We start from the raw sequence: 20769 nt of genomic DNA on the forward strand, positions 1-20769 counted from the left end.
TAAGAGTGGGCAAAAGAGGTTTTGTTCAGCGTTTGGGTGCAGCTTGGGCTGCAGGCCTGTCGGAACGCTTGTCAGAGCGCGCAGCGGTTTTGGCGCGTGCCTGACTGCGCTGAGGTGCTGACTTTCGGGAGGCCTTGGCCGGCACATAAATGCTCAAAATTTGTCCATTGGACAGCGTGGCATTCGGTTTGAGACGGTTCCAGTCTGCCACGCTGGTGGCGCTCACGCCGTGCCGTGATGCCAAACGCATGAGCGTATCGCCTGGGCGGGCCTTGACCGTGATCTTGCGCAACACCAACTCGGGGGCCAGCAGCAGTTGGCCGTTGTCGGCCAGGTGCTCGGTCACATCGCTGTCCAGCTTGCCTTGGCGCGGCACCAGCAAAGTGGAGCCGGCCTTGACCAGCATGCGAGCTGGAATGCCGTTGACACTGCGCAGCTGCTCCGCGGACATCCCCACTTGCTTGGCCACTTCTTCTGCCGGCATGGTGCGAGGTGCTTGCCAGGCCGTCCAGCTGGACAGGCGGCGTTCTGAGTGCGCTTGCAGGTTGGTTTGAAACACCGTGGCGTTGTCCCAAGGCAGCAGGATGAGCGGCGTGCCTGCCGCCAAAATCACGGGGCGGTTCATGGCAGGGTTCAGGGCCTTGAAGTCTTCCAGGCTCACGTTGGCCAGTTTGGCGGCTATGGCCACGTCGATGTCCCGCTCGATGGCCACGCTCTTGAAGAAGGGGTGGTTTTGGATCAGGGGCAACTCGGTCTTGAAGGCTTCGGGTTGGGCCACGATGTTTTTGACCGCTTGCAGTTTGGGCACGTAGTAGCGCGTTTCGTCGGGCATGCGCAGGTCGCTGTAGGTCAGTGGCAAGCCTTGCGCCTTGTTGCGCGCCAACGCCCTGCCCACGCTGCCTTCGCCCCAGTTGTAGGCGGCCAAGGCCAGGTGCCAGTCGCCAAACAGGGTGTAAAGTTTTTGCAGGTAATCGAGAGCCGCACGGGTGGACTCCAGCACATCGCGGCGCTCGTCCCTGAAGAGGTTTTGTTTCAGGTCGAAATATTTGCCTGTGGCCGGCATGAACTGCCACATGCCCGCGGCCTTGGCGCTGGACACGGCTTGGGGGTTGAAGGCCGATTCGATGAAGGGCAGCAAGGCCAGCTCGGTGGGCATCTTGCGCCGTTCAAGTTCCTCAACGATGTGAAACAGGTAAGGCCGCGAGCGCTCGGTCATGCGCAGCATGTAGTCGGGCCGACTGGCATACCACTGCTCGCGGTTACGGACCAGGGGGTTGTTCAAGTCGGGCATGGCAAAGCCCCGGCGGATGCGCTCCCAGATGTCGATTGGCTCTTGCAGACCGAGAATGGCATGAGGCTTGAGGGCCACCGGCCGCTCCTCGTTCATTTCGGTCACCGCAGGCGCCAAAGGCACCGCAGGGCCTGACACGGTGGCAGGCACCGGCGGCGCGGGTTTCACGGGTGGCACCGTCATAGCGGCGGGTGTGGGCGTTGTGGGCGCTGCCTCGGCCGCAGGCAGGCGCTCTATGGGAGGCTGCGGGCTAGGCACCGAGGTGGCGCATCCAGATAAGAAAGCCGCCAGAAGCAAGACCCAGCTGGGGCGGATGAGGCGGGCTGGGGCCAGGGCAGTCAGGTTCATCGGAAGTTGTTTTTCCATTGGCGAAGCGCTGCAAAGGTGGTCACATCATCCACGACCAGGCGGTCACGCTGGCGCACGGCGGCAGCGACACAGGCCATGCGGCTTCGCAAGAAAGGGTTGATGGCGCGTTCGGTTTGAAGCGCCACAGGCAAAGTGGGCAGCGTTTGGCTGCGCAGACGCGTGCAACGCGCCAAGTGGTCTTGCAGCGCCAAGTTGCCGGGTTCGACAGCCAGCGCAAACTTCAGGTTGGACAAGGGGTAATCGTGGGCGCAGCAAACCCGCGTGGCACCTGGCAAGGCGGCCAAGCGGTCAAGCGAGTCCAGCATTTGGGCCGGCGTGCCTTCAAACAAACGCCCGCACCAGCCCGAAAACAGCATATCGCCACAAAAAAGCAGTGGGTCTTGGCCCGTGGGTTGCGCCCAAAAGGCGATGTGACCCAGGGTATGGCCTGGCACCTGGTGAACCTGAAGTTGCAGGCCATGCCAGTCAAAGCAGTCACCTTGTTGCAGGCCTTGGGTGGGCACGGGCATTTGCTCGAGGGCGGGGCCCAGCACGCGTGCCCCGGTTTGTGCCACCAGTTCGGCCAGGCCGCCGGTGTGATCGGCGTGGTGGTGCGTGACTAGAATCGTGTCCAGCTGAAGACTTGGGTGCGCTTGCATCCAGGCCAGCACGGGCGCACTGTCGCCGGGGTCCACCACGAGGGCGTGGCGGTCGGTGTGCAACAACCAAATATAGTTGTCTGCGAAAGCGGGCAGGGCAATGAGTTTCATGGATCGTTCGATTATAGAAAGCCAACCCCCCCCGCCCGCTTGGCTGGCGCATCTCGGGCAGCCGGTGGCTTCGCGCTTGCTGGCCTGGGAGCAGGCTCAGACCGATGCGTTGCTGGCCGATGTCTTTGGCTACCACGCGGTGCAACTGGGTTGGCCAGAGCTCAAGGCCTTGCGCCACAACCGAATGCCCCATCGCTGGCAAGCGGGCGCCGAGTTCGAATGGCCTCAATCGAACAAGGCCTTGTGCGCGCCAGAGCTGCAGAACTTGCAGCCGCCGCAGTCCCCGCCCCCTGCCATACCGCTGGAGGATGACCCCGATGTGTGGCTAGACAGCCGCGCTTGGCCTTGGCAAGCCGACAGCCTGGACCTGGTGGTGTTGCCGCACACTTTGGAGCGCTCGGCCGATCCGCACGCCTGTTTGCGCGAGGTCGAACGGGTGCTGATTCCCGAGGGGCAGGTGCTGATCACGGGCCTCAATCCCATGAGTTTGTGGGGCCGGCGGCCACTGCGCGGCAGCATGCGCTTAGTAGGGGGCGCGCCGGTGCACAGCCTGATCGCGTATCGGCGCCTGCGCGATTGGCTGCGGCTGCTGGGTTTTGAGGTGCAGGTCAGCCGTTTCGGTGGCTGGAGCCCAGCCCTGGGCAGTGAGCGCTGGATGCAGCGCCTGGGTTGGATGGAGCGCGCGGGTGAGCGTTGGTGGCCGATTTTGGGGGGCGTTTATCTGTTGTTGGCCACCAAACGTGTGCCTGGGGGGCGCTTGTTGCCGGCGCGCCCATGGCGCACGGTACGATCGCCCGCTGCAGCGACCGCGCCCGTCGCCCGCTCCGATACCTTCATGGCCTACCCCCCTGCCGAGAAAGACGCTTTTGACCCACGTTGAAATTCACACCGATGGTGCCTGCAAAGGCAACCCCGGCCCCGGCGGCTGGGGCGTTCGTCTGCAGTCCGGCCAGCATCTGCAAGAGCTGTTTGGCGGTGAGTTGAACACCACCAACAATCGCATGGAGATGACCGCCGTCATCGAAGGCCTGTTGGCCCTCAAGCGCCCTTGCCAGGTCACGCTGTACCTCGACAGCGAATATGTGCGCAAGGGCATCACCGAGTGGATCCATGGGTGGAAAGCCCGGGGCTGGAAAACTGCCGCCAAGCAGCCTGTCAAAAATGCCGACTTATGGCAAAAACTCGACGCCGTGGTGTCCTCTTCGGGACATCAGATCGATTGGCGCTGGGTCAAAGGCCACAACGGCGATCCGGGCAACGAGCGGGCCGATGCACTGGCCAACCTCGGCGTGGACAAAGCCTTGGGCCGATGAAATGGCTGGCCCAAGCCGGCACAGGCCAGCGCCCATGCCGCACGGATGCCAAAGGCTTGGCCTGTCTCAAGGCCCTGCCAAGCAGAGGGAAATAGCTTGCACGCTGTTACATTGCTGGAGTCTTGGCGTACGAAACCTGAGAGAAACCTGAATGGCTTACAAGAAGAAATATGCAGTGCTGGCCCTGCTGGGCATTTCCGTGGCCTCTGGGGCCGCATGGTGGTGGCAAAACAAGGCCCTGGTTGACGGTGCGGCACCCACTGCGGCGGCTTCTGCACCAGGTGGTGCTACCGGTGCCTCCGCTGGTGCGCAAGGGGCCGGACCGGCTGGCGGAGCAGGCCGGGCGCCTGCAGTGGAGGTGGCTAAGGTGGAGAGCATGACCTTGGTGGACGAGACCCAGGCCGTGGGCAGTTTGCGCTCGCGCCAGGGCGTGATGCTGCGCCCCGAAGTCGCTGGGCGCGTCAAACAGATTTTCTTCAACGACGGCCAACGCGTGCGCAAGGGTCAGTTGATGGTGCAGTTGGAGGACCAACTGCAGCAGGCCCAAGTCGCTCAGGCGCGTGCAGAACTGTCCATTGCCGAGGCCAATCACAAGCGCAACCAGGAACTGGTGGCGCAAAATTTCATCAGCCAGCGCTCGCTGGACGAGAGCGCAGCAGCCCTGGAAGTCTCGCGCGCCAAGTTGTCTCTGGCGCAGGCCACGCTGCAGCGCCTGCAGGTGTTGGCCCCGTTTGATGGGATCACCGGTCTCAAGCAAATCAACGTGGGCGATTACCTCAAAGACGGCGCGGACATGGTCAATGTGGAGGACATCGATGCGGTGCTGCTCGACTTCCGTTTGCCGGAGCGTTTTCAGGCCAAGGTCCGAGCGGGTCAAAAAACGCAGCTGACGGTGGACGCCTTGCCGGGGCGGCCTTTCTCAGCCATCGTGCAAGCGGTGGACCCTTTGATCGAAGCCAATGGTCGCTCTGTCGGCGTGCGTGGCTGCATCGACAACCGCCAGCAGCAATTGCGCCCTGGCATGTTTGCCCGCGTGAATGCGGTCTTTGGCTCGCGCGACAACGCCTTGGTCATTCCCGAGGAAGCCATCATCCCGCAGGGCGGGCGCACCTTTGTCGTCAAGGTGGTGCAGGGTGACAAGCCCGATGTGCGCGTGTCCGAGCGTGTGGTAGTCAAGGTCGGCTTACGTCAGCCGGGCAAGGTGGAAATTCTGGAAGGTTTGTCTGCCGGTGACACGGTGGTCACAGCGGGTCATCAGCGCTTGCAAAAGGACGGCACGGCCCTGCGCGTGGTGGACTTGCCCCAATCTTCAGGTGGCAAGCCTGGTGGTCCCCCTGGGCCGCCCGGTCCTGCAGGGCCGGGCGCTCCCGTTGCAGGCGCTTCGCCTGCAGGGGCTGCAGCACAAGGTGCAGGTCCGCAAGGTGCTCGTGCTTCTGGCGCTGGACGACCTCCTGGTCAAGGCGCGGGCCGTCCTGTGGCCTTGACGGGTCCCAACCCTTGCCTGAGGGAAGCCGATGCAGCTCGCTGAAGTCTCCATCCGACGGCCTGTATTGGCCGTCGTCATGTCCTTGTTGATCGTGTTGATTGGTGCCGTCAGCTTCAAGAGCCTGTCTTTGCGCGAATACCCCAAGATCGACGAGCCCACTGTCACCGTGACCACCCGCTATGTCGGGGCCTCGGCCGAAGTGGTCGAGTCGCAGGTCACCAAACCGCTGGAAGACTCGATTGCCGGCATTGACGCGGTCGATGTCATCACCTCCATCAGTCGCGCCGAGCAGTCGCAGATTACGGTGAAATTTCGTCTTGAAAAAGACGCCGACACGGCAGCAGCCGAAGTGCGTGACCGCACATCGCGGGTGCGCAACCGTTTGCCACAAGCCATCGAAGAACCGGTGATCGCCAAGGTCGAAGCCGATGCTTTTCCGGTGATTTGGCTGGCTTTTTCCAGTGACACGCTCAATGCCTTGCAAATCAACGACCTGGTCAACCGTGTGGTCAAGCCGCGACTGCAGACCGTCACGGGAGTGGCCGACGTCCGTATTTTTGGCGAGCGCAAATACGCCATGCTGGTCTCGCTGGACCATGCCCGACTGTCGTCCTACAAACTCACCCCACAAGATGTGGAAGACGCCATCCGGCGCAGCAACCTCGAGTTGCCAGCGGGCCGGATTGAATCGACCAACCGCGAATTCAGTGTGTCCTCGCAGACCGACCTGACCCGCCCGGGCCAGTTTGGCGAGATCGTGATCCGCAGTGTCAACGGTTTTCCAGTCAAGCTGCGCGACGTCGCCCAGATCAAGGAAGACGCCGCGAATGACCGCAGCGCGGTGCGGCTCAACGGGCGGCCTGCTATTTCTGCGGGTGTGATTCGGCAGGCCACGGCCAACCCGCTGGAACTGTCGGCAGGCGTGCGCGAGATGATTCCTCGGTTGAAGGCCGATTTGCCTGGTGACATTGCGATCGAGGTGGCCAACGACAACTCGGTCTTCATCGACCGATCCATCAAGAATGTGTTCACGACCATTGTTGAGGCCGTGGTGCTGGTGGCCTTGGTGATTTTCGTGTTCTTGCGCACCATCCGCGCTTCCATCATCCCCATCATTACCATCCCGGTCAGTTTGATCGGCGCGTTTGCCATGATGGCCTTGGCGGGCTTCACCATCAACACCCTGACCCTGTTGGCGTTGGTGCTGGCCATTGGTCTTGTGGTGGACGATGCCATTGTGGTGCTGGAAAACATTTACCGGCACATTGAAGAAGGGCTGGACCCGTTTTCCGCCGCCATCAAGGGTGTTCGCGAGATCAGTTTTGCCGTCATCGCCATGACCATGACGCTGGCTGCCGTGTTTGCGCCCCTGGCTTTCACGCCCGGGCGCACCGGCAAGTTGTTTGGCGAGTTTGCGCTGGCGCTGGCTGGCGCGGTGATCGTGTCCGGTTTTGTGGCCTTGACCTTGGCACCCATGCTCAGCAGCAAATTGCTGCGCCACAACCCCAACCCCAGCTGGTTCGACCGTTTCATGGAGCGCAGGCTCACGGGATTGTCCAATGGCTATGAAAGGCTGTTGACCTTGATCCTGAACCGCGCCCGTTGGGTGGTGGTGCTGGTCATGATCGGTTCGGGTGCCGGCATTGCCATGATTTACCCCACCATGAAGCAAGAACTCGCGCCGCTGGAAGACCGGGGTGTGATTTTGGCCACCGTCAACGCGCCCGATGGCGCCACGCTGGAATACACCGACCGCTATGCCCGTTCGCTGGAGAAGTTCGGTCAGGCCTATCCCGAGTTCGACCGGATTTTTTCCAACATGGGCAACCCCACAGTCGGCCAAGGCTCGGTGGTTTACCGTGCGGTGGACTGGGACGAGCGCAAGCGCACCACCCTGGAGATCGCGCGTGAATTGGGTGGCAAGTTCAACAGCCTGCCGGGTGTCAATGCATTCCCGATCACGCCGCCCTCCTTGGGGCAGGGCTTTCGCGAGCGACCGCTTAACTTTGTGATTCAAACCTCCGACAGCTACCAAAATTTGAATCAGTTGACCCGCCAGTTGATGGACGAGGTGGCCAAGAACCCGGGCATCTTGTCGCCTGATGTGGACTTGCGTCTGAACAAACCCGAGTTGCGCATCGAGGTGGACCGCGTGAAGGCCGCCGAGCTGGGCGTGAGCATCGAAGTGGTGGCCCGCACCATCGAGACCATGTTGGGCGGCCGGGTGGTCACGCGTTACAAGCGCGATGCTGAGCAGTACGACGTGATTGTGCAAACCTTGGCCGCCAGCCGCAACACGCCCGACGACATTGACGTGATCCAGGTGCGCGGTCGCAACGACACCATGGTCCCGCTTTCTAGCCTGGTCAAGGTGCGCGAGAGTGTGTCGCCGCGCGAGCTGAACCACTTTGGTCAGCGCCGTTCGGTGTCCATCACCGCCAACCTGGCCCCAGATTACTCGCTGGGCGAAGCGATCAAGTTCATGGATGAAGCGGCGGCCAAAGTGCTCAAGCCGGGCTACACCACCGAGCTCAACGGCACATCACGCGAATTCAAGAACTCGCAGGGCGCTTTGGTGGTCGTCTTCGTTCTGGCGCTGTTGTTCATCTTCTTGGTCTTGTCTGCCCAGTTTGAGAGTTTCATCGACCCCTTTGTCATCATGCTGTCGGTGCCCTTGTCCACGATCGGGGCGCTGCTGGCGCTCAAATGGACGGGCGGGTCGCTCAACGTGTATTCGCAAATCGGCCTGATCACCCTGGTGGGCTTGATCACCAAGCACGGCATTTTGATCGTGGAATTCACCAACCAACTGCGCGAACAAGGCATGAACATGCAAGAGGCCTTGATCAAGGCGTCGGCCCAGCGGTTGCGCCCGATCTTGATGACCACCGGGGCCATGGTGCTGGGCGCGGTGCCGCTGGCCTTGGCCACCGGCGCAGGTGCTGAAAGCCGCACGCAAATCGGCTGGGTGATTGTGGGCGGCATGAGCTTGGGCACTTTGTTGGCCGTGTTTGTGGTGCCGACCATGTACTCGTTGCTGGCCCGCAAATCGGTGCCGGGGCCGAACAAGGCGTTGGCGCATGAGACACCGCAAGCTGGGCACTGAGTGCTGCAGTTTTGGTTTGATGGATGTCGCTTCGCGAGGAGATGTCTGTCGGACCATAAAGGCCCGATCTACGGGGGATGCACCCGCATCCCCGGTAATCGTGTTTCGGTATTCGCAGGTCGGGGCCTTCAGGTCCGACATGGCGGTCATGCACCGCCAATGTGTGGCTCAAAGGTGACCGTCAAACATCATCACATCCACCGCGTCGCCCACGGCCACGTTTCCTTGGGCATGGCCCAGCACGATCAGGCCATTGGCCTGCACCATGGAGCTGAGCACGCCCGAGCCTTGGTTGCCGGTGATGTTGACTTGCAACTCACCCGCCGCGTTGGTGCTGACAATGCCGCGCTGGTATTCGGTGCGGCCGGGTTTTTTGCGCAGCGCCTCGGTGCTTTTAGCCTTGAGCAGGGGCAGCGCGGGCGCTTGCCAGCCCATGAGCCGCTGCAGAGCGGGGCGCACAAAGGCCGCAAAGGTCACCATCACCGCCACCGGGTTGCCGGGCAGGCCAAACAGCACGGCCGAGCGATCACCCTGCGTGATGCGGCCCACCGCCATGGGGCGACCAGGACGCATGGCGATGCGCCAAAACGCCACGTCGCCCAGCTTTTTCATCATGGCCTTGGTGTGGTCGGCCTCGCCCACGCTCACACCGCCGCTGGTGATGATGGCTTCGGCTTGCGCGGCGGCATCCACAAAGGCTTGCTCCAAGGCTGCCGGATCGTCGCGCACCACGCCCATGTCGATCAGTTCGCAGCCCAGTGCCTGTACCAGGCCCGCCACGGTGTAGCGGTTGCTGTCGTACACCGCGCCTTCGCGGGGCGCTTGGCCCAGGCTCAAAATCTCGTCGCCGGTTGAAAAATAGGCCACCTTGGGTCTGCGCCAGACGGTCGCGGTGGGCAGCCCCAGGCTGGCCAGCAGGCCGCAGGCGGCGGGGCTCAAGCGTGTGCCTGCGCGCAAGGCAGGCTGCCCAGCCATCAGGTCTTCGCCCAACAGACGGCGGTTGTCACCCGGCAGCAGCATGCCTGGCGGCACCCGCACTGTTTCGCCCTCGGTTTGCACCAGCTCTTGTGGCGCCACGGTGTCCAATCCGACGGGCATGATGGCCCCGGTCATGATGCGCACGCATTCACCGGCACCCACGGTGCCCTGCCAAGCGGCGCCAGCGAAGGCGGTACCCACCACGGTCAAAGGGCAAGGGCGGTCGCTCAGCAAATCAGCGCCGCGCAGGGCGTAGCCGTCCATGGCCGAGTTGTCGTGCGGCGGCACGCTGATGGGCGAGACCACGTCATGCGCCAGGATGCGGCCGTGGGCCTGCATCAGCGGCACAGTCTCTTGTTCGCGTACCGGCTGCACCAGTTGGGCCAAAAACGCATTGACCTGGCTGGCCGACAAGGCCTGTGGGTCGTAGCCTTGCAGGCGTTCGGCGATCTGATCAAGGGACAGGGCAGGGGTGGTCATGGCAATGGGGCACGGCTGTGCCGTGCGGCGCGGTTCAAAGGGATTCGAGTTGTTGCAGTTCGGCCAGCGTGTTGGCATTGGCAAAGGCTTGCGGGCTGTCACCGATTTGGTCAAAGGGCACGATGGCGCAGCGGTGCAGAGCCGTCCAGGCGTCGATCTTGCGGCCACCACTTTGGGTGAACTTCACCAGGCTTTCCAGCAACTCAGTTTTGAGCAGGCAAAACACCGGCTGCGGACGCACCGTGCCATCGGCGTCAGGGGCGGCGGCCATGGCCATGTCGGCGTCTTGGTCATGGAGGGCTTGCACCAAACGCGCCACCAGGTCCAGCGGAAACAGCGGCGAGTCGCAAGGCACGGTGAGCAAGAGCGGCGTTTCGCAGCGCTCCAGGCCCGTGAGGAAGCCCGCCAAAGGTCCGGCAAAACCGTCGATGCTGTCGGGCCAAACCGGCACGCCCAGCGATTCGTAAGCGGCCAGGTTGCGGTTGGCGTTGATCAAAATTTCTTGGGGCGGCAAGCTTTGTAACTGCAGGCGCATCAGGGTTTGCAGGGCCAACGGCATGCCGCGAAAATTTTGCAGGCCTTTGTCGACGCCACCCATGCGTGAGCCGCGACCTCCAGCGAGGATGAGGCCGGTGATGCCCGGTGCGCCCGGTGCGCTCTCGGTATGGGGGTTCATGGCCTTCAGCCTCCTATGTAGCTCATTTCCACCCTACGGCCGGGGCCGCTGGCGGTGTCCGGCCCGCGCAGGCTGCGCAGCACCGAATATTGGTCAGTCCGTCCGCGCCAGATGGCGTCCACCGTCTGGGCCAGCGTGTGGTCGCTTTGCAGCGGGTCGCGCAGCAGCTGGCGCAGGTCGTAGCCCTGGCTGGCAAACAAGCACAAATACAAGCGGCCTTCGGTGGACAAGCGGGCGCGGTTGCAGTCGCCGCAAAACGCTTGCGTCACGCTGCTGATCACACCCACCTCGCCCAGCAATGGGTCATGCTCGCCTTGGGCGTTGGCATAACCCCAGCGCTCGGCGGTCTCACCGGGAGCGGCTGGGTCGAGTTGCACCAGCGGCAGCTCGGCATTCAGACGGCGGATCACCTCGGCGCTGGGCAACACTTCGTCCATGCACCAGCCATTCGTCGCGCCCACGTCCATGTATTCAATGAATCGCAGCACGATGCCTGTGCCCTGGAAGTGCCGCGCCATGGGCAAAATTTCGTGCTCGTTGGTGCCGTGCTTGACCACCATGTTGACCTTGATCGGCCCCAGGCCCGCCGCCTGCGCGGCTTCGATCCCGGCCAGCACATCGGCCACCGGAAAGTCCACATCGTTCATCTGGCGAAAGACCTTGTCATCCAGCCCGTCCAGGCTCACGGTGACACGTTGCAGGCCCGCGTCTTTCAGGCTTTGGGCCTTGCGCGCCAAGAGCGAGCCGTTGGTGGTCAGGGTCAAATCGAGCGGCTGGCCGTCGGGGGTGCGCAACGCCGCCAATTGTTCGATCAGGATTTCAATGTTCTTGCGCAGCAGGGGCTCACCCCCGGTCAGGCGAATCTTGCGTACGCCTCGGCCCACGAACACGTTGGCGATGCGGGTGATTTCTTCAAAGCTCAGCAAATGGCTCTGAGGCAGGTAGGCGTAGTCCTTGTCAAAGACTTCCTTGGGCATGCAATAACTGCACCTGAAGTTGCACCGGTCGGTCACGCTGATACGGAAATCGGTCAGCGGGCGGCGCAGGCCGTCCAAGGGCAGGGCGCTCAAGTCTTGGCCCGCCAGCAACGTGGGCAAAGGCAAGCTGGGATGGCGCTGGTCAACCAGCGGAATGACGCGTTCAGACATGGGGGTTGATTGTGCCCGAGCTGCCGGGCCCTTCATGCGGTATGGTCAAGAATGAACAATGGTCTTTCAAGCACACATTTCGGGACTTATTGGCCGCGACCTGCGGGGGCGGTATTTGCAGGTCGGTGCCTTCAGGTCCGACAAGGCGCTTGCGGACCGTGGCTTGTTGGAAATGGCGCAGTGCGAAGGTCCAAATGTCGGACCCTAAAGGCCGCGACCTACGGGGACGGTCGGCGCATAAAGGTCGCTTGCTCGCCTTAACCGTGCTGGATGGCCACCGTCTTGAGGGTGGTGAAGCCCAGCAGGGCTTCAAAGCCTTTTTCGCGGCCATAGCCCGAGGACTTGACGCCGCCAAAGGGCAGCTCCACGCCACCGCCCGCGCCGTAGTTGTTGATGAACACCTGGCCGCTGCGCACGCGCTTGGCCATGCGGAACTGGCGGCCACCATCGCGCGTCCAGATACCGGCGACCAAGCCGAAATCGGTGGCATTGGCCAATTCGACCGCGTGGTCTTCGTCGTTAAAGGACATGGCCGACAGGACCGGGCCAAACACTTCTTCTTGCGCCAGCCGGTGCATCACCGGCACGTCGCGCAGCAAAGTGGGAGCTTGGTAAAAGCCGCCCGCAGGCACACCCGCCGCAATGTGCCCTTGGGCCACCGTGTCGATCCCGTCTGCCTTGGCCTGGTCCAAAAAGCCGGTGACCCGTTCCAACTGGCTGGCCCGAATTAAAGGCCCCAAGTCCAGGTTCATGGCGGCAGAGCCCACCTGCAGGCGGCCAAAGGCCTCGCCCAGGCGTTTCAACAACGGCTCGTAAATGCCTTGTTGAATCAAGACGCGAGAGCCCGCGCTGCAGGTCTGGCCAGAGTTTTGCACGATGGCGTTGACCACCACCGGAATGGCCGTGTCCAGGTCGGCGTCTTCAAAAATGATTTGTGGGCTTTTACCGCCCAGCTCCAGCGTCACCGGGCAATGCCGCTCGGCGGCCACTTGCTGAATGAGTGTGCCCACCTGGGGGCTGCCGGTGAAGCTGATGTGGTCAATGCCCGGGTGGCGGGCCAATGCATCGCCCACCTCGTGGCCATAACCGGTGACGATGTTGATGGCCCCGGCAGGAAAGCCCACCTCGGCGGCCAGCTGCGCCACCCGGATCAGGCTCAGGCAAGCGTCCTCGGCCGGTTTGACCACGCAGGCATTGCCAGCGGCCAAAGCCCCGCCCACGCTGCGCCCAAAAATTTGCATCGGGTAGTTCCATGGAATCACATGGCCCGTCACGCCGTGTGGCTCGCGCCAGGTCAGCACGCTGTAGCCGTTTTGGTAGGGCAGGGTCTCGCCGTGCAGCTTGTCGCAGGACCCGGCATAAAACTCAAAGTAACGTGCCAATGCCAGTGAATCGGCGGCGGCCTGTTTGGTGGGCTTGCCGCAATCGCGCTGCTCCAATGCGGCCAGCTCGGCGGCATGCTCGCTCACTTTTTGCGACAGCTTCATGAGCAAGCGACCACGCTCCATGGCGCTGAGCTTGCCCCAGGGGCCGTTGAAGGCGGCCCTGGCGGCTTTTACGGCGGCGTCAATGTCGGCGGCTTGGCTGCGTGGGATCTGATCGAACACCTGTCCGTCAGACGGGTCGAGCACGTCGATGGTTTGGCCGGCCAGGGCAGGGGTGGATTGGTTGGCGATGAAGTTCATTTGCATGGGGCTATTGTGAACCCGGGCAGGATTTTGAAAATCACCCACGGGACATCGACCTTTGCGACTGAGCCGGGCACAAAAAAAGGCCCGCCGAAGCGGGCCTGTCAGACCTTGCAAAGGAGATCAGGTGCCGTGAACCTGCATGACCAGAGGCACGATCAGCAGCGCCACGATGTTGATGATCTTGATCAGTGGGTTGATCGCCGGGCCAGCGGTGTCCTTGTAAGGGTCACCCACCGTATCTCCGGTCACGGCCGCTTTGTGGGCGTCTGAGCCTTTGCCGCCATGGTGGCCGTCTTCGATGTATTTCTTGGCGTTGTCCCAAGCGCCACCGCCGGTGCACATCGAAATGGCCACAAACAGGCCGGTGATGATGGTGCCCATCAGTAAACCGCCCAGCGCCTTGGGGCCCAAGATCAAACCGACCAGCACCGGCACCACCACGGGCAACAGGCTGGGGATGACCATTTCCTTGATGGCGGCCGTGGTCAGCATGTCCACAGCCTTGCCGTATTCGGGCTTGGCCGTGCCTTCCATGATGCCGGGGATCTCCTTGAACTGGCGACGCACTTCAACCACCACACTGCCTGCAGCCCGGCCCACCGCTTCCATGGCCATGGCCCCGAACAAGTAGGGGATCAGCCCGCCAATGAACAGTCCAATGATGACCAGAGGGTCGGACAAGTCAAAACTGATGGCTTTGCCATAGGCTTCCAGTTTGTGCGTGTAGTCGGCAAAAAGCACCAGTGAGGCCAGGCCTGCCGAGCCAATGGCGTAACCCTTGGTCACCGCCTTGGTGGTGTTGCCCACGGCATCCAGCGGGTCGGTGATGTCTCGCACACTGCTGGGCATTTCGGCCATTTCTGCAATGCCGCCCGCGTTGTCGGTGATGGGGCCATAAGCGTCCAGCGCCACCACGATGCCTGCCATGCTCAGCATGGATGTCGCTGCCACAGCGATGCCGTAAAGGCCACCCAGAGCGTACGCGGTCCAGATGGCCAGGCAGACAAACATCACAGGCCAAGCCGTCGAGCGCATGGACACGCCCAGGCCAGCGATGATGTTGGTGCCGTGGCCGGTGGTCGAGGCCTGAGCGATGTGCTGCACCGGGGCGTATTGCGTGCCGGTGTAGAACTCGGTGATCCAGACCAAGGCGGCCGTGAGCACCAGACCCACAGCACAGGCGCCAAACAGTTTCATTTGGCTGCCCGCAGCGCCCAGGGCGTTGTCAGGCATCAGCCAGATGGTGACAAAGTAAAAGGCGATCAAGGACAGCACGCCCGAGATGGCCAAGCCTTTGTAGAGCGCAGGCATCACGTTGGTCATGCCCGGAGAAGCCTTGACGAAGAAGCAACCAATGATGGAGGCGATGATGGACACCGCGCCCAAGGCCAGCGGGTACAGCACGGCCTGACCGGGTGCCGCCGAAATCAGCAAGGCCCCCAGCACCATGGTCGCGATCAAGGTCACGGCATACGTCTCGAACAGGTCGGCGGCCATGCCGGCGCAGTCGCCCACGTTGTCGCCCACGTTGTCGGCAATCACAGCAGGGTTGCGCGGATCGTCCTCGGGGATGCCGGCTTCCACTTTGCCCACCAGGTCGGCCCCCACGTCAGCGCCCTTGGTGAAAATGCCGCCGCCTAATCTGGCAAAAATTGAGATGAGCGAAGAGCCAAAGGCAAAACCAATCAAGGGGTTGAGCAAATTGGCCAGGTTCTTGTCAGGCGTCAGATTGCCATTGCCCACCAAAAACCAGTAAAAACCGGTGACCCCCAACAGACCCAAGCCCACAACCAGCATGCCGGTGATGGCACCACCCCGAAACGCCACGTCCAGCGCCGGGCCAATGCCTTTGGTGGCGGCCTGGGCCGTGCGCACGTTGGCTTTGACCGACACATTCATGCCGATAAAGCCGCAAGCGCCAGAAAGCACTGCGCCGATCACGAAACCGATGGCGGTGATGCCATCCAGAAAGATGCCCATCAGGATGGCCAGCACCACGCCGACGATGGCGATGGTTTTGTATTGCCGGGCCAGATAGGCCGCCGCACCAGCCTGAATGGCCGCTGCAATTTCCTGCATCCGGGCATTGCCGGCATCTTGAGAAAGGATCCACCCTCGGGCCCAAATGCCGTAAGCCACGGCAATCAGACCACATACGAGCGCCAAAATGAGCGCTGAATTTCCTGTCATCGTTGAACTCCTCGATGGTTGTCGCAGAACAGAGGGGCAACGCACTGGAGACCCCTCCATGGCGTTGCTTCCTCGATCACCGAAACCGGAGAACGATTGGCCAACGGCACATTAAAAAGGCTGGGTCACGCTTTACGCAAGCCTTGTGAAAGTAAAATCGGGGTTAATCCCTAGAGATCCTCGTTTTTCTTTAACTTTTCACTCCGAGACCTGCAAGATGTCCCTCGACAACGTGACCCCCGGCAAACAAGCGCCCGAAACTTTCAACGTGATCATCGAAATCCCGATGAACGCCGATCCGATCAAGTACGAAGTGGACAAGGAAACCGGCGCCTTGTTCGTGGACCGTTTCATGACCACGGCCATGCATTACCCCACCAATTACGGCTACGTGCCCCAAACCCTGTCTGGTGACGGAGACCCGGTGGACGTGTTGGTGATCACCCCTTATGCCTTGCACCCCGGTGTGGTGGTGCCCTGCCGTGCCCTGGGTATTTTGATGATGGAAGACGAGGCCGGTGTGGATGGCAAGGTGGTTGCTGTGCCGACCAGCAAAATTTTGCCGATGTACGACCACTGGCAAGACATCTCGGATGTGAACGCGATGCGCCGCAATGCGATCGCTCACTTCTTTGAGCACTACAAAGACCTGGAAAAAGGCAAATGGGTCAAAGTGCTGGGCTGGGAAGGCAAGGAATCTGCCCACAAGGAAATTTTGGACGGCATCGCGGCTTACAACAAAACCAAATCTTGATGCGGCTGGGTCAGCGCTCACCTCGGTGGGCGCTGGCTGTGGCACCCAACGCCCGCACGGTCTGCACTGTGCGGGCGTTTTTTCATGGCGGCTGATTTATGGCGGCTTTTTCAGCGGCGAATGCCGATTGAGCGCTTCCAAGTAGTTCTCCACCCCCGCTTTTTCCCGCTCCAAAAACCGCGCCACCGCCTCAGAAAACGCTGGATGCGCCAGCCAGTGGGCGCTGTGGGTGGGGGTGGGCAGCAGGGCGCGGGCCATTTTGTGTTCGCCCTGTGCGCCGCCTTCAAAGCGCTGGAGGCCGTGCAGGATGCACCATTCAATAGGCTGGTAATAGCAGGCTTCAAAGTGCAGGCAGTCCACCCGGGCAAGTGCCCCCCAATAGCGGCCATAGGCCACTTCGGGCTGGCCTTGGGCGTCCAGGTGCAGACCGATCAGGCTGATGCCCATCGGCTGCGCATCGTGTTCGGCCACAAACAGCAGCCAATTGGGGGCCATGTCGGTGCGCATTGACTCAAAAAACGCCGGGGTCAAATACGGTGCGTTGCCGTGTTCCCAATAGGTTTGCTGGTAACAGCGCAGCAGCAGGGCCCAGTCGCCTTCCGTCATGTCGGGGCCGCGCACGGCGCGAAACGTCACGCCCGCCTCCTGCACTTTGCGGCGTTCTTGCCGGATTTTTTTGCGCTTTTCTTGCGTCAGGCTGGCCAAAAAGTCATCGAAGTCGCGCCAATTTTGATTTTGCCAGTGAAATTGCACCTGATCGCGCAGCAGCAGGCCGGCTTGTTCGCAGGCCTGCAGGTCTTGCGGGCTGCCAAACAGGAGGTGCAGGGACGGGATGTGGTTGGTTTGGCAAAGCTCGAGCAAAGCGGCCAGCAGCGCCTGCCGGGCGGCGTCAGATTCGGCCAGCAAGCGGCTGCCGGGCACCGGCGTAAAGGGCGATGCCACCAGGGCTTTGGGGTAATAGTCCAGTCCGTGGCGCTGGTAGGCGTCGGCCCAGGCGTGGTCGAACACGTATTCGCCGCGTGAATGGGTCTTGATGTACAGCGGGCAGGCGGCGGCCAACACAGCGCCTTGCGGGGTGTCCCGCCACAGGCTGATGACTTGCAGCGTCCAGCCGGTTTCGTGCGAGGCCGATTGGCTGGTTTGCATGGCCGACAAATAGGCATGCTGCATGAAGGGGGATGGGGCGTCTTGCCGGGCGAGCAGGCCGTCCCAGGCTTCAGGCGCGATGACACCCAGGTCATCCTGCACCCGGGTGACATAATTCAAGCTCACATTTTCCAGCACCTGTATGACTCTCCAAATTCGTGTGGCCCAGCTCAACTTTGTCGTCGGTGACATGCCGGGCAATGCCCGCAAGATCATCGATTTCGCCACCCGGGCGCATGCCGAGGGCGCGCGCCTGGTGCTGACGCCCGAGTTGTCGATTTGCGGCTATGCAGCCGAAGACCTTTTCTTGCGCCCATCGTTCATCGACGCCTGCGATGATGCCCTGAAAACGGTGGCCCGCGAACTGGCTGGGTTAAATGGCTTGCATGTGGTGGTGGGTCACCCCGAAGGCGGCGGCCTGCGCACCCGCAGCGTGGCGGTGACGCGCCGTCACAACCGCGCCAGCGTGCTGTGCGAGGGGCAGGTGGTCTGCGCTTACGACAAGCGCGAGTTGCCCAACTACCAGGTGTTTGACGAGCGTCGGTACTTCACCCCCGGCAACGGGGTCGGGGTGTTCGAGGTCGAAGGCGTGCGTGTCGGCGTGCTCATTTGCGAAGACGCCTGGTTTGACGAGCCAGCCCGCCTGGCGCGTGATGCGGGTGCCCAGGTATTGGCGGTGCTGAACGCCTCGCCTTTCCATGCGGGCAAAGGCCCGGAGCGCGAGCAGCGCATGCGCGAACGGGTGACCGATTGCGGCTTGCCCCTGATTTACGCGCATTTGGTGGGCGGCCAGGACGAGGTGATTTTTGAAGGGCGCTCGTTTGCGCTCAATGCCCAAGGTGAAACCGTGGCGCGGGCCGAGGGCTTTCGCGAAGCGGCCATGACGGTGCAGGTGCAGTCTGCGACATCGGGTGTGGACTTGAGCGCTGCGCCCGAGGCCTTGGTGCCCATGGCCAGCGCAGACGCCGAGCTGTGGGACGCCCTGGTGCTGGGCGTGCGGGACTACCTGGGCAAAAACGGTTTCAAGAGTGCGATCTTGGGCCTGTCGGGCGGCATCGATTCGGCGCTGGTGCTGGCGATTGCGGTGGACGCGATCGGGGCCGACAAGATCCACGCGGTGATGATGCCGTCGCCCTACACGGCCGACATCAGCTGGATCGATTCGCGTGACATGGTCAAGCGCTTGAATGTGCGGTATGACGAGATCTCGATCGCGCCGCTGTTTGATGGCTTCAAGCAGGCGCTCTCGGCCCAGTTTGAGGGCCTGAAAGAAGACACCACGGAAGAAAACATCCAGGCCCGCATTCGCGGCACGCTGCTCATGGCGTTGTCCAACAAGACCGGAGCCATTGTGCTGACCACTGGCAACAAGAGCGAGATGGCCACGGGTTACTGCACGCTGTATGGTGACATGGCGGGCGGGTTTGCGGTCATCAAGGATGTGGTCAAGACCCGCGTGTTTGACTTGGCGCGCTGGCGCAACCTGAACGACCCGTATGGCACGGGCAGTCAGCCGATTCCTGAGCGCATCATCACCCGACCGCCCAGTGCCGAGTTGCGCCCCGATCAGAAAGACCAGGACAGCCTGCCGGCGTATGAGGTGCTGGACGCGATCATTCAGCGTTACATGGAAAACGACGAGGGTGTGGAGGCGCTGATTGCCGACGGCTTTGAGCGCGCCGATGTGGAGAAAGTGACCCGCCTGATCAAGCTCAACGAGTACAAACGCCGCCAATCGCCTGTGGGCATTCGCTTGACGCACCGCAGTTTTGGCAAGGATTGGCGTTATCCTATGACCAACAAATTTCGGGCCTGAAACCAGGCGCTCTCTATCTTTCGAGGACATTTCACATGAAGCAGATCACCGCCGTCATCAAACCTTTCAAACTGGAAGAGGTGCGTGAAGCCTTGGCCGAATGCGGCGTGACGGGCCTGACCGTGACCGAAGTCAAAGGTTTTGGCCGTCAAAAAGGCCACACCGAGCTGTACCGGGGTGCCGAGTACGTGGTCGACTTTTTGCCCAAAGTCAAGGTGGAAGTGGTGGTCAAGGACGAAGATGTGGACAGCTGCGTGGACGCCATCATCAAGGCGGCGCGCACCGGCAAGATCGGTGATGGCAAAATTTTTGTGACTTCGGTCGAGCGCGTGGTGCGCATCCGCACCGGCGAAGAAGACGAAACTGCGATCTGATGGGCTGGGCTGCAGGCGGGGCACCCCCCCCCACGCCTTCAAGCCCGATCAGAGCAATTCAACTTTGGCCCGGGGTGAAAACCCTGCCTTTTGCACCAGGCTTTGCAGCAGCGCTTCGGGCTCGGTGCCTAAAGTCACCAGTTCGGTTTGCCAATTCCCCATGAAGCCTTGCGCAACCACCTGCCCAATGAAGGTCATCAGGCCATCGTAATAACCCAGGCTGTTCAAGATGCCCACAGGTTTGTCGTGGAAGCCCAGTTGACGCCAAGTCCAGACTTCAAACAATTCTTCAAATGTGCCGATGCCGCCGGGCAGGGCCAAAAAAGCGTCGGCCTTGTCGGCCATGAGGCGCTTGCGCTCGTGCATGGTGTCCACCACATGGAGCTCGGTGCATCCGTGGTGTGCCCATTCCTTTTCGACGAGTGCGGTGGGAATGATGCCAACCACCGTGCCGCCTGCGGCCAGCGTGGCTTCGGCCACCAAGCCCATCAGGCCGTTGCGCCCGCCGCCATAGACCAGTTGACCGCCGTGCGCGCCGATCCAGGTGCCCACTTGAACCGCGATTTGCGCAAATTCAGGCTGGTTGCCGGGCTTGGAGCCGCAGTAAACGCAAACGGAGAAGGCAGGTTGTGCGGCTGGGAGAGGGTGGGGTATGTTCATGGTTGGTTCATTTGGCAGAAACCAGCCGGGTGCCGGCCCAGACGTCGTGCCAGAACTGGCGCTGGGGGTGAAAGCGGCTGAGCAAGGCCCAGATCAGTACCCAGACCAAACTGAGCAGACCAATCGAGCCGGATGGCAGACCTAAGGGAATGGTCAGCAGCAGCGGCGGCAAAAACCACATCCAGCTCAGCAAGTAGCGCAGCAGGGCGCGGCTTTGGCTCAGGGGCAGGCCTTGCGCGCTGACGACTTTGACATGCCAGGTTTTCATGGCCAGAGTTTGGCCCCGGTGCCAAAACCAAGTGAAGTAAATCCCCACTATCAAAAACACAAAGGCCTGCAAGCCCGGACGGTTGTCCAGGGCGTGGCGGGTCTGGCTCAGGGTGCCAAACAAGTAGCCTGCGATGAACACGACACCGAAGAGCAGCATGCCTTCGTAAAGCCAGCAGGCCATGCGGCGTTTGAGCGATGGGGCGGCCAGCGGGTCGGCGGCAGGCGGTACGGGGTGTGTCGGTGAGGCGGGCACGTGCTGGGTCATGGCAGCA

The 20769-nt window shown here is 62.0% G+C and carries 17 protein-coding genes; 7 read left to right on the forward strand and 10 right to left on the reverse strand.

What is annotated here, in order from left to right:
• Positions 1–25: 25 nt before the first annotated feature.
• Both Q0O99_RS01465 and gloB read right to left on the reverse strand, forming a co-directional pair.
• Positions 26–1639: a transglycosylase SLT domain-containing protein gene (locus Q0O99_RS01465; RefSeq protein ID WP_293747794.1), complete on the reverse strand. Its 1614-nt coding sequence runs from the start codon at positions 1637–1639 to the stop codon at positions 26–28.
• On the reverse strand, positions 1636–2409 hold the full coding sequence (gene gloB / locus Q0O99_RS01470; protein ID WP_293747796.1) for a hydroxyacylglutathione hydrolase: 774 nt from the start codon (positions 2407–2409) through the stop codon (positions 1636–1638). The genes Q0O99_RS01465 and gloB overlap by 4 nt, the downstream gene beginning before the upstream one ends.
• On the opposite strand from gloB, the gene Q0O99_RS01475 reads away from it, so the two are divergent.
• The 4 genes from Q0O99_RS01475 (at position 2408) to Q0O99_RS01490 (ending at position 8314) form a co-directional block, all read left to right on the forward strand.
• The gene (locus tag Q0O99_RS01475) at positions 2408–3289 is read left to right on the forward strand and encodes a methyltransferase domain-containing protein (protein ID WP_293747798.1); all 882 of its coding nucleotides are present in this window, start codon (positions 2408–2410) and stop codon (positions 3287–3289) included. The two genes, gloB and Q0O99_RS01475, sit on opposite strands and share 2 nt — an antisense overlap.
• Positions 3276–3722, forward strand: coding sequence for a ribonuclease HI (gene rnhA, locus Q0O99_RS01480; protein ID WP_293747800.1), 447 nt, complete (start codon positions 3276–3278; stop codon positions 3720–3722). The genes Q0O99_RS01475 and rnhA overlap by 14 nt, the downstream gene beginning before the upstream one ends.
• 151 nt (positions 3723–3873) lie before the next feature.
• Positions 3874–5250: an efflux RND transporter periplasmic adaptor subunit gene (locus Q0O99_RS01485; RefSeq protein WP_293747802.1), complete on the forward strand. Its 1377-nt coding sequence runs from the start codon at positions 3874–3876 to the stop codon at positions 5248–5250.
• A complete protein-coding gene (locus Q0O99_RS01490; RefSeq protein WP_293747804.1) occupies positions 5237–8314 on the forward strand; it encodes an efflux RND transporter permease subunit in 3078 nt (1025 codons plus the stop codon). Before Q0O99_RS01485 ends, Q0O99_RS01490 begins: the two co-directional genes overlap by 14 nt.
• Positions 8315–8482: 168 nt before the next feature.
• On the opposite strand, the gene glp is transcribed toward Q0O99_RS01490, so the two are convergent.
• From glp to Q0O99_RS01515, 5 genes are all read right to left on the reverse strand, one after another.
• Positions 8483–9772, reverse strand: coding sequence for a gephyrin-like molybdotransferase Glp (gene glp, locus Q0O99_RS01495; protein WP_293747807.1), 1290 nt, complete (start codon positions 9770–9772; stop codon positions 8483–8485).
• Positions 9773–9806: 34 nt separating this feature from the next.
• Complete coding sequence (mobA, locus tag Q0O99_RS01500; RefSeq protein ID WP_293747809.1) at positions 9807–10448, reverse strand: molybdenum cofactor guanylyltransferase MobA; 642 nt, start codon at positions 10446–10448, stop codon at positions 9807–9809.
• 5 nt (positions 10449–10453) lie between these two features.
• Positions 10454–11596 carry a GTP 3',8-cyclase MoaA gene (moaA, locus tag Q0O99_RS01505; RefSeq protein ID WP_293747811.1) on the reverse strand — a complete coding sequence of 381 codons (1143 nt, stop codon included), beginning with the start codon at positions 11594–11596 and terminating at the stop codon, positions 10454–10456.
• Between the two features lie 257 nt (positions 11597–11853).
• The gene (locus tag Q0O99_RS01510) at positions 11854–13287 is read right to left on the reverse strand and encodes an aldehyde dehydrogenase family protein (protein WP_293747813.1); all 1434 of its coding nucleotides are present in this window, start codon (positions 13285–13287) and stop codon (positions 11854–11856) included.
• A gap of 120 nt (positions 13288–13407) precedes the next feature.
• Positions 13408–15477 (reverse strand): sodium-translocating pyrophosphatase, encoded by a 2070-nt coding sequence (locus tag Q0O99_RS01515; protein ID WP_293747815.1) that lies wholly within the window; start codon positions 15475–15477, stop codon positions 13408–13410.
• 217 nt (positions 15478–15694) lie between these two features.
• Between Q0O99_RS01515 and ppa the strand changes: the two genes are divergently transcribed.
• Complete coding sequence (gene ppa, locus Q0O99_RS01520; protein WP_293747817.1) at positions 15695–16231, forward strand: inorganic diphosphatase; 537 nt, start codon at positions 15695–15697, stop codon at positions 16229–16231.
• 96 nt (positions 16232–16327) lie between these two features.
• Here ppa and Q0O99_RS01525 read toward each other — a convergent pair whose 3' ends face one another.
• Positions 16328–17515, reverse strand: a complete 1188-nt coding sequence (locus Q0O99_RS01525) for a GNAT family N-acetyltransferase (protein WP_293747819.1) — start codon at positions 17513–17515, stop codon at positions 16328–16330.
• 4 nt (positions 17516–17519) lie between these two features.
• On the opposite strand from Q0O99_RS01525, the gene Q0O99_RS01530 reads away from it, so the two are divergent.
• Both Q0O99_RS01530 and Q0O99_RS01535 read left to right on the forward strand, forming a co-directional pair.
• A complete protein-coding gene (locus Q0O99_RS01530) occupies positions 17520–19193 on the forward strand; it encodes an NAD+ synthase (RefSeq protein ID WP_293747821.1) in 1674 nt (557 codons plus the stop codon).
• Between the two features lie 35 nt (positions 19194–19228).
• A complete protein-coding gene (locus tag Q0O99_RS01535; RefSeq protein ID WP_293747823.1) occupies positions 19229–19567 on the forward strand; it encodes a P-II family nitrogen regulator in 339 nt (112 codons plus the stop codon).
• A gap of 48 nt (positions 19568–19615) precedes the next feature.
• Here the strand turns inward: Q0O99_RS01535 and Q0O99_RS01540 are convergent, their stop codons facing one another.
• Positions 19616–20227: a TIGR00730 family Rossman fold protein gene (locus tag Q0O99_RS01540; RefSeq protein ID WP_293747825.1), complete on the reverse strand. Its 612-nt coding sequence runs from the start codon at positions 20225–20227 to the stop codon at positions 19616–19618.
• Between the two features lie 7 nt (positions 20228–20234).
• Positions 20235–20762 carry an RDD family protein gene (locus tag Q0O99_RS01545; protein WP_293747827.1) on the reverse strand — a complete coding sequence of 176 codons (528 nt, stop codon included), beginning with the start codon at positions 20760–20762 and terminating at the stop codon, positions 20235–20237.
• Positions 20763–20769: the final 7 nt, after the last annotated feature.

This window comes from Limnohabitans sp. Rim8, assembly GCF_945901735.1.
In the GTDB taxonomy this organism is placed as follows: domain Bacteria; phylum Pseudomonadota; class Gammaproteobacteria; order Burkholderiales; family Burkholderiaceae_C; genus Limnohabitans_A.

What these genes read in the sequence shown, in the direction of transcription:
- Q0O99_RS01490 (WP_293747804.1), top strand. Translation starts at nt 5,237, where the DNA reads ATGCAGCTCGCTGAAGTCTCCATCCGACGGCCTGTATTGGCCGTCGTC.
- Q0O99_RS01535 (WP_293747823.1), top strand. Translation starts at nt 19,229, where the DNA reads ATGAAGCAGATCACCGCCGTCATCAAACCTTTCAAACTGGAAGAGGTG.
- mobA (WP_293747809.1), bottom strand. Translation starts at nt 10,448, where the DNA reads ATGAACCCCCATACCGAGAGCGCACCGGGCGCACCGGGCATCACCGGC.
- gloB (WP_293747796.1), bottom strand. Translation starts at nt 2,409, where the DNA reads ATGAAACTCATTGCCCTGCCCGCTTTCGCAGACAACTATATTTGGTTG.
- Q0O99_RS01510 (WP_293747813.1), bottom strand. Translation starts at nt 13,287, where the DNA reads ATGCAAATGAACTTCATCGCCAACCAATCCACCCCTGCCCTGGCCGGC.
- Q0O99_RS01540 (WP_293747825.1), bottom strand. Translation starts at nt 20,227, where the DNA reads ATGAACATACCCCACCCTCTCCCAGCCGCACAACCTGCCTTCTCCGTT.
- Q0O99_RS01545 (WP_293747827.1), bottom strand. Translation starts at nt 20,762, where the DNA reads ATGACCCAGCACGTGCCCGCCTCACCGACACACCCCGTACCGCCTGCC.
- Q0O99_RS01465 (WP_293747794.1), bottom strand. Translation starts at nt 1,639, where the DNA reads ATGAACCTGACTGCCCTGGCCCCAGCCCGCCTCATCCGCCCCAGCTGG.
- ppa (WP_293747817.1), top strand. Translation starts at nt 15,695, where the DNA reads ATGTCCCTCGACAACGTGACCCCCGGCAAACAAGCGCCCGAAACTTTC.
- Q0O99_RS01515 (WP_293747815.1), bottom strand. Translation starts at nt 15,477, where the DNA reads ATGACAGGAAATTCAGCGCTCATTTTGGCGCTCGTATGTGGTCTGATT.
- Q0O99_RS01530 (WP_293747821.1), top strand. Translation starts at nt 17,520, where the DNA reads ATGACTCTCCAAATTCGTGTGGCCCAGCTCAACTTTGTCGTCGGTGAC.
- Q0O99_RS01485 (WP_293747802.1), top strand. Translation starts at nt 3,874, where the DNA reads ATGGCTTACAAGAAGAAATATGCAGTGCTGGCCCTGCTGGGCATTTCC.
- moaA (WP_293747811.1), bottom strand. Translation starts at nt 11,596, where the DNA reads ATGTCTGAACGCGTCATTCCGCTGGTTGACCAGCGCCATCCCAGCTTG.
- glp (WP_293747807.1), bottom strand. Translation starts at nt 9,772, where the DNA reads ATGACCACCCCTGCCCTGTCCCTTGATCAGATCGCCGAACGCCTGCAA.
- Q0O99_RS01475 (WP_293747798.1), top strand. Translation starts at nt 2,408, where the DNA reads ATGGATCGTTCGATTATAGAAAGCCAACCCCCCCCGCCCGCTTGGCTG.